The following is a 6964-nucleotide window of genomic DNA, read 5'->3' as shown; positions in this document are numbered from 1 at the left end:
GAGGAGCGGGCTCCGCTAGGTTCCGATTGGACGCACCCACAAGTTTCCGGTGGTGATATCGAGAAGGTCACACCCGATCCCATACCGAACTCGGAAGTTAAGCTTCTTGGAGCCGATGGTACTGCCAGGGCAACCTGGTGGGAGAGTAGGACGCCGCCGGGATTTTCTTCGAACCTGCGCACGGTGAGAGCCGTGCGCAGGTTTTTTTTTGTCCATCGTGGTTCCGGCCTCGAGCGCGTTGTGGCGTCTTCGCCGCGTCGAGGCCGCCGCGGGGGACGTCGGCTGCCGCGGGAAGCGCGTGCGGCGCTGGCCGGCGCCGGTGACGGCGCTCGTCGGAGATCTTCGCTGCCGGCCCCCGACGAGGGTGCTCGTCGGGCAGCGCAGCGAGGGCTGAACTCGCCTGGGACGTTGTGTCTCCGGCGCGCTGCGCACGCCGGAGGCAGAACGTCGATCGGGCTCAAACAACAGCCCTCGCCTCGCTGCCCGACGAGCACCCTCCCCGGGGGCCTACGGTTCGGGACGACGGCTTCGTTGGGGCAGCGTCGGTAGGCGCCGCCTGTGGGGCGAGCTCGTGGGGGCCGCCGTCGGTCGGTAGGCGCCGCCTGTGGGGCGAGCTCGTGGGGGCCGCCGTCGGATTGCGGCTGCTGGGGCAGGGGCGCGAGATCGACGCAGGCGGCGGGGAGTTGCCGTCAGCGCGTAGGGACGAGCACGGCCCTGTACCGTCAGGAGAACGACGGTCAGTGGGGGTGCCCGGCAGGTCGCCTCGGGCCGTAGCTGCGCAGAAGGATGAGCCCCGCGAGGACGAACAGGGCGGCGATCTGGAGCGCGGCCGGGATCTGCTGCAGCCACTCCTCCTCATCGATCCCGAGCGTGGCAAGGAAGAGGCCGAGCAGGCCGCCCAGGGCTTCGCCAGATCGGCTCACAAACGTCGCAGGGCCGCTGGCGACCGCCTCGTGCGAGAGCGCGTGCAAGAGCAGGCCCGCCACAGCGGAGAGCAACCAGGGCTCGATCGCCTCGAGGCGCTCCACGTCGACGAGCCGCGTCGCGAAGGCGCCAACCACCGTGGCGAGCGCAATGCCCGCGAGCGCAACGCTCATGGCGCGCTTGCCGCCAGTTTCGGCCCTCACCTCGAGGACCTGAATGGCCACCACCATGGCGAGCGGCACGGTGTGCGCGGCGATCGCGAGCACGACAGGGAGCGAGAGCTGCCCGACGCGCGAGAGCGACGCGACCGCCGCGCCCTCGCCGAACTGATGCGCGAGCACCGCGGCATACCCCATCGCGAGCGCCGTGGTCGGCGTCTGGTGAGCTCCAGCCTCCCCGAGCAGGACGCGCTCCAGCACCGCCGGCGCCAGGAAGCCACCCGCCGCCGCGAAGAGCGCGAGCCAGCCGATCTCGCCGAGCGCCTCAGGGAGCAGGTGAAGCAGCGCGATCGACGCCGCTCCGACGAGGGCGAACGTCCGCAACGCAGACATCGCGCCCGCGCTCCGGTGACGGAAGACCGCCGCAATTCCGCCCAGCATGACGGCCAACGCAAGGAGCGAGACGCCGAACGCCAGCGACACAGGCGCCCTCCTAGCACGGATTCGGAACGAACCGGTGATGAGCCGAACGCTCTGTGGGGGGCGCTACGAACGCCGGGGGTTGTGCCGTTCCGTGCGGAGGATCAGGTCGCCGACGAGGGCCGTCCAGCCGGTCTGGTGCGAGGCGCCGAGCCCAGCGCCGGTGTCGCCGTGGAAGTACTCGAAGAAAAACAGGCGATCTCGGAATCTAGGATCGCGCTGGAAGAGAGGGTGTTCGCCGTACACAGGGCGGCGCCCGTCGCGGTCGCGCTCGAAGATCGCGATCAGCCGGCGCGCGATCTCGTGCGCTCCGTCGCGGAGGGTGCGAGGGCCGTGGCCGCCGAGCGGAGGGATCGTGAGCACGTCGCCGAAGCCGTGGTCGAGCCGGAGGAGCGAGCGATAGAGCAAGTAACCGAGCGGGAACCAGATCGGGCCGCGCCAGTTGGAGTTGCCGCCCTTCATGCGCGTGATCGACTCGCCCGGCTCGTAGCCGACCGTGTACTGCGCGTCGCAGGGCGTGAGCCCGAGCGAGACGGGCGCGGCCGCGTGCTCCTTGGAGAGCGAGCGCGGGCCGAACGGCGAGAGGAACTTTTCCTCATCGAACAAGTGCGCGAGCACCCGCTCCAGGCGCCCCGGCGTCACCGCGGAGAGCACCTGGCGGCCGTCTGGACGCACGGTGATCGCCTCGGCCAGCGCGGGGTTCTTGCGGAGGAACCACTCGGTCCGGCGCCGGAAGTTCGCGAGCTTGCCGTAGATCTCCGGGGTGATGACGTGCACCGCGCAGAGCGGGATGAGGCCGACGGCCGATCGGATCTTCACGTGCCGCGGCTTTCCTCCGGCGAAGAGGATGTCGAAGTAGAAGCCGTCCTCCTCGGACCACAGCGGCAGCCGGCCGTCCGCCGTGTGATGGAGCGCGTGCGCGATCCGCAAGAAGTGCTCGAAGAACTTGCTGGCCAGATCCTCGTAAGCGGAGTTGTCGAGCGCGAGCTCCAGCGCGATGCGCATGAGGTCGAGGCAGTACATCGCCATCCACGCCGTGGCGTCCGCCTGCTCCAGGCGCATCCCGGGCGCGAGCCGCTCGCTGCGATCGAAGAGAGAGATGTTGTCGAGGCCGAGGAACCCGCCCTCGAAGACGTTGTGCCCCTCGGCGTCGCGCTTGTTGACCCACCAGGCGAAGTTGATGAGGAGCTTGTGGAACACCCGCTCCAGGAACACCCGATCGCCCTCGCCCCGCTGCTTCCGCTCGATCTTGTAGATCTGGTAGGTCGCCCAGGCGTGCACCGGGGGGTTCAGATCCGAGAACTCCCACTCGTAGGCAGGCAGCTGCCCGTTCGGGTGCTGGTACCACTCCTTGACCATCATCTTCAGCTGGGCCTTCGCGAGATCGATGTCGAGCGAGGCCAGCGCGACCGCGTGGAACGCGAGATCCCAGGCCGCGAACCAGGGGTACTCCCACGCGTCGGGCATCGAGAGGACGTCGGCGACGGAGACGTGACGCCAGTGGCTGTTGCGGGCGCTGAGCCGCTCGGGCGGCGGCGCGTGCGCGTCTCCGCGGAGCCATGTGTCGACGTCGTAGTGGTAGAACTGCATCGTCCAGAACAGCCCCGCCGCCGCCTGGCGCTGGATGGCGCGGCGATCGTCGGACAGATCAGGGCCCTGGACGGCGAGATAGTACTCGTCCGCTTCCTTGCGCCGCGTCTCCAGGAGCTCGTCCGCGCCGTCGAAGGGGCACTCCACCGGCTCCGGAGCGAGCCGGAGCAGGATCCGTCGGCTCCCGCCGGCCGGCACATCGAAGCGATGCCAGGTCGCGGCCTTGGTGCCGCGACGCTCGGGGTTCACCCGCGCCTCGTCGCCGTGGACGACCCGGTGATGGAACGCGTCCTTGACGTAGGGTGTCCGCGAAGGGACGCCATAGAGCCGATCGAGGTTCGTCTCGTTGTTGGTGAAGAGCAGCTCCGGGCTGCCTTCGACGTACAGGTGATGCGCGCCGTGCTCGGGGTGCGCCGCGCGCAGCATCACATGACCGGCGTCGGTCTCCATGGCCCGGATCTCCGGGACCGGACCGGGAGGCTCGCTCCAGGACCATGTGTTGCGGAACCAGAGGTGCGGCAGCACGTGGATCGGCGCGGCCTCCGGGCCGCGGTTCACCACGGTGACGACCATCAGGATGTCGCTCGGGCTCCGCTTCGCGTACTCGACGAAGACGTCGAAGTAACGATCCCCCTCGAAGGCGCCGAGATCGGGGAGATCTACCTCGCCCTCCGAGAGGCCGCGGTCGCGCGCGGCGGCGACGAGCGTCTCGTAGGGGAACGGCCGCTGCGGGTACCGGTAGAGATAACGCAGGTAGCTCGAGGTCGGCGTCGCGTCTTCGTAGTAGTAGATCTCCTTGACGTCCTCGCCGTGGTTGCCTTCTGGCCCGGTCAGGCCGAAGGCCCGCTCCTTCAGGATCGGATCCCGCTCGTTCCAGACGGCGACGGCGAGACACAAGATCTGGTGCCGGTCGCAGATGCCGCCGAGCCCGTCCTCGTTCCATCGATAGGCGCGGCTCCGGGCATGATCGTGGGGGAAGTGCGCCCAGGCATCCCCGTCTGCGCTGTAGTCCTCGCGCACCGTCCCCCAGGCCCGCTCCGACAGGTACGGGCCCCAGTGCTTCCAGCGCAGGAGGCGCTCGCGCTCTTCCTCGAGGCGGCGGTGCTCGGCGGTCGGCGCAGCGGGGACGGTCCTCGTCATGCGATCCACGCTAGAGGACGAACACCGAGGCGTCGAGCCCGCGGCCGGCGCGCGGCGGGACGGACGCCGCCGCTACTCGGTGCGCTTGATGATGTGAAACCCGAACGGCGTCTCGACGATCTCGCTCACCTCGCCGACCCTCAAGGCGAAGGCGGCGTCGGAGAAGCCCTTCACCATCATGCCGCGCTCGAACACGCCGAGATCCCCGCCGCGCTCGGCGGCGCCCGGCTCGTCGCTGTACTCGGCGACCACCTCCTCGAAGCTCGCCCCGCCGCGGATCTTGAGCAGCGCTTCCTGCGCTCGCGCGCGCGCCTCGGCGCGCGTGCGGCGGGTGCCCTCGGGCTTGCTCTTCGAGCCCTCGTGCATGACGAGGAGGTGCCGCGCGCCGATCTGCTTGGGCTGACTCGCCACCACCGCGCGCTCCCTCTCGATCGCGGCGTCCTCCTCGGCCGCCCGGATCGGCGCGGAGACCGCGAGGCCGCCGCCGACCCACGACGGCGAGGTGGCCAGCGTCCCGCAGGCGGTCGCGCAGAGGAGCGCGAGGGGAGAGCACGCCGAGAGCGCGTGGACGAGCACGCCGCGGAGGTGAGGGCTACGCATCGGCGCGGAGACTGCCGCGGGAGGAGAGCGCCCGCAACCCTCCCGTCCGCGCGCGCCGCTCAGCGGAGCACCATCACCGGGACGAAGGCCCATCCGCCAGCGGCCACGCTCACCCGGGCGCGCCTTACCTCGCCCCGGACGCCGACGACCACGTCGTGCGTGCCCGCGCGGACGCGGGTCCGCGCGATCGCGACGCGCGCGGGGAGCGTCGACCATCCGCGCGTGTCCGGCGTGTCGAGCGCGGTCAGCGTCGCGCTCGTCAGCAGGCCGACGAGCAGGCCCAGCGGCCCCGAGTCCTCCGCGGCAGCCTCGGTGGCGCCTTGCGCGGCCTCGCCCGCGGCGATGCGGGCGAGGGTCCTCGTGATGGCCGACAGGATGACCGTCCCCTCGCTCTTCTTCCAGGCCGCGCGCACCTGCGCCTCGACGTCGAGCGCCTGATCCATCGGCTGGGAGCGCCCATCCAGCTTCAGCGTGGGGATCGCATAGCCGCCCTTGCCCCGGGCGAGCGTCGGGTAGTTGACCCAGGTCACGAGCCCCTTCGCCGCGAGCTCGCTCGCCCGCGCGCGATCCGTCGGGCTGATGTCGTCGGCCACGAGCGTGAGCGCGAGGCCGATCGGCAGGCGTTGCGGCACCTTCTGCGGGACGCGCCCGAACCCGACGACGACGACGAGCTCGGCCTCGTCGGCCTCGTCGAGCGGCGGCGGCGGCGCCTCGCCCTCGATCAACGCGGCGATGCGGGGCGACCTGGGCTCGCCGCGCGTGAGCGCGCGGAGCGGGCGCCGGAGCGACGGATACGACCCGTGGCGGAGGGCGTCGTCGTAGTGGAGGAGCGCCTCGTCAGGCTGGCCGCTCTTCTCGAAGGCGAGGCCGGCGAGGTAGCTCCCGAGGCCGAGCAGCGCCGTCTCGCCGTCGTGATCGCGCAGGTATCTCTGCATGACCCCGAGGCGGCGAGCCTCGACCCTGGCCCCGCTGAGGTCGCGCTGGGCCAGGTAGTTCATCATGTTGATGGTGTTGATGAGCAGCTTCTCGTAGGCAGGCGCCTTGTACGGGCCCACGTCGTCCGAGAAGAGGTATTTGCCGAGGTCGTGGGCGGCCCCGCGGGACATGTCGAGCAGATCGATCGACTTGTCCGCGGCCCCGAGATCGCGCGCGGACAGCCGGTAGCTGTCCATGCTGAGGAGGATGTTGCCGCGGTCGAGCAAGAGGAGCGCGTTGTCGCCCCGGAGCGCCGGGAGCTCTGCCGCGGTCTCGACCTCGAGCTGCTCGTTCAGCGCGGCCACCGCCTCGGCGGGGGCGCCGCGATCGAGCGCGTGGAGCGCGGTGCGCACGCGGTCCTCGTGTCCGCCGCAGGCGGCCTGCCAGAGGCCGAGGAGCAGCGCGAGAGGAGCCAGGGCCGCACGCTTGCGCCCCGCGAGGCTCGCGTGCCGCCGGCGCATCACTCCTGGATGAGCGCCTTGGTGAAGGCCGCCCTGTTCTGCCAGGCCACCGCGCTCGTGGCGACCTCGATGAGCTGCATGAACATGAAGTACTGGACGCGGCGCTCGTCCTCGGTGCGCTCGTCGGAGGTGAAGACCTTGCCGGTGAGGTAATACTTCGCGCCGAGCTGGCGGTTGTACTCGGCGATGTGGCTCGGATCGAACCCGCCGCCGTGCTGCTTCTCGACCTCCGCGAGCATCTGCTGCTGGCGCTCGACGCTCACCACGGTGACGAGGCTCGCCTTGGCCAGGTACGTCTCGACGTCGGACAGGAGCGCCTGAAGCTGGCTGTCGATGTGCTCGCTCGTCTGGTTCGACAGCGGATAGATGGCGAGCGTGGGCCGCGAGCCGTCGTGCGCCCACGCCTTGGCCACCGGAGAGGCCATCAGCGACGTGAGGTTCTCGTGGAGGAGCTGCTCGATGTCGCGCCTGTCGATTCCCGTGCTCATCGCCGCGTCGTCGAGCCCCTCGACCTGATTGCCGCGCACGTAGGTGGGGCCACAGCCGATGGGAAGAGAGGCGAGCGCGATCGCCGCGAGCAGCGCGGCCGGACGGATGCTGGGCGAAATGGGCATGGACGCTCCGCAGGGGCAGGAC

General features: G+C 70.5%; 5 protein-coding genes and 1 rRNA gene. 1 reads left to right on the top strand and 5 read right to left on the bottom strand.

The window, feature by feature from the left end; translation table 11 throughout:
* Window positions 1-45 precede the first annotated feature (45 nt).
* A 5S ribosomal RNA gene (rrf, locus tag WME90_RS38830) occupies window positions 46-162 on the top strand.
* A 575-nt stretch (window positions 163-737) separates the two neighbouring features.
* Here rrf and WME90_RS38825 read toward each other — a convergent pair.
* From WME90_RS38825 to WME90_RS38805, 5 genes are all read right to left on the bottom strand, one after another.
* Entirely contained in the window at window positions 738-1565 is an 828-nt protein-coding gene (locus tag WME90_RS38825) for a hypothetical protein (RefSeq protein ID WP_437277119.1), read from the bottom strand.
* Window positions 1566-1628: 63 nt separating this feature from the next.
* Entirely contained in the window at window positions 1629-4292 is a 2664-nt protein-coding gene (locus WME90_RS38820; protein ID WP_437277118.1) for an MGH1-like glycoside hydrolase domain-containing protein, read from the bottom strand.
* Window positions 4293-4364: 72 nt separating this feature from the next.
* Window positions 4365-4892, bottom strand: coding sequence for a peptidylprolyl isomerase (locus tag WME90_RS38815; RefSeq protein WP_437277117.1), 528 nt, complete (start codon window positions 4890-4892; stop codon window positions 4365-4367).
* Window positions 4893-4951: 59 nt separating this feature from the next.
* The gene (locus WME90_RS38810; RefSeq protein WP_437277116.1) at window positions 4952-6328 is read right to left on the bottom strand and encodes a hypothetical protein; all 1377 of its coding nucleotides are present in this window, start codon (window positions 6326-6328) and stop codon (window positions 4952-4954) included.
* Window positions 6328-6942 carry a penicillin-binding protein activator LpoB gene (locus tag WME90_RS38805; RefSeq protein WP_437277115.1) on the bottom strand — a complete coding sequence of 205 codons (615 nt, stop codon included), beginning with the start codon at window positions 6940-6942 and terminating at the stop codon, window positions 6328-6330. Before WME90_RS38805 ends, WME90_RS38810 begins: the two co-directional genes overlap by 1 nt.
* Window positions 6943-6964: the final 22 nt, after the last annotated feature.

Origin of the sequence: Sorangium sp. So ce375, from assembly GCF_051473855.1 — a bacterium.
Lineage (GTDB): Bacteria > Myxococcota_A > Polyangia > Polyangiales > Polyangiaceae > Sorangium.
The sequence above is the reverse complement of the archived record's forward strand: the minus strand, read 5'-3'. Positions and strand labels throughout refer to the sequence as shown.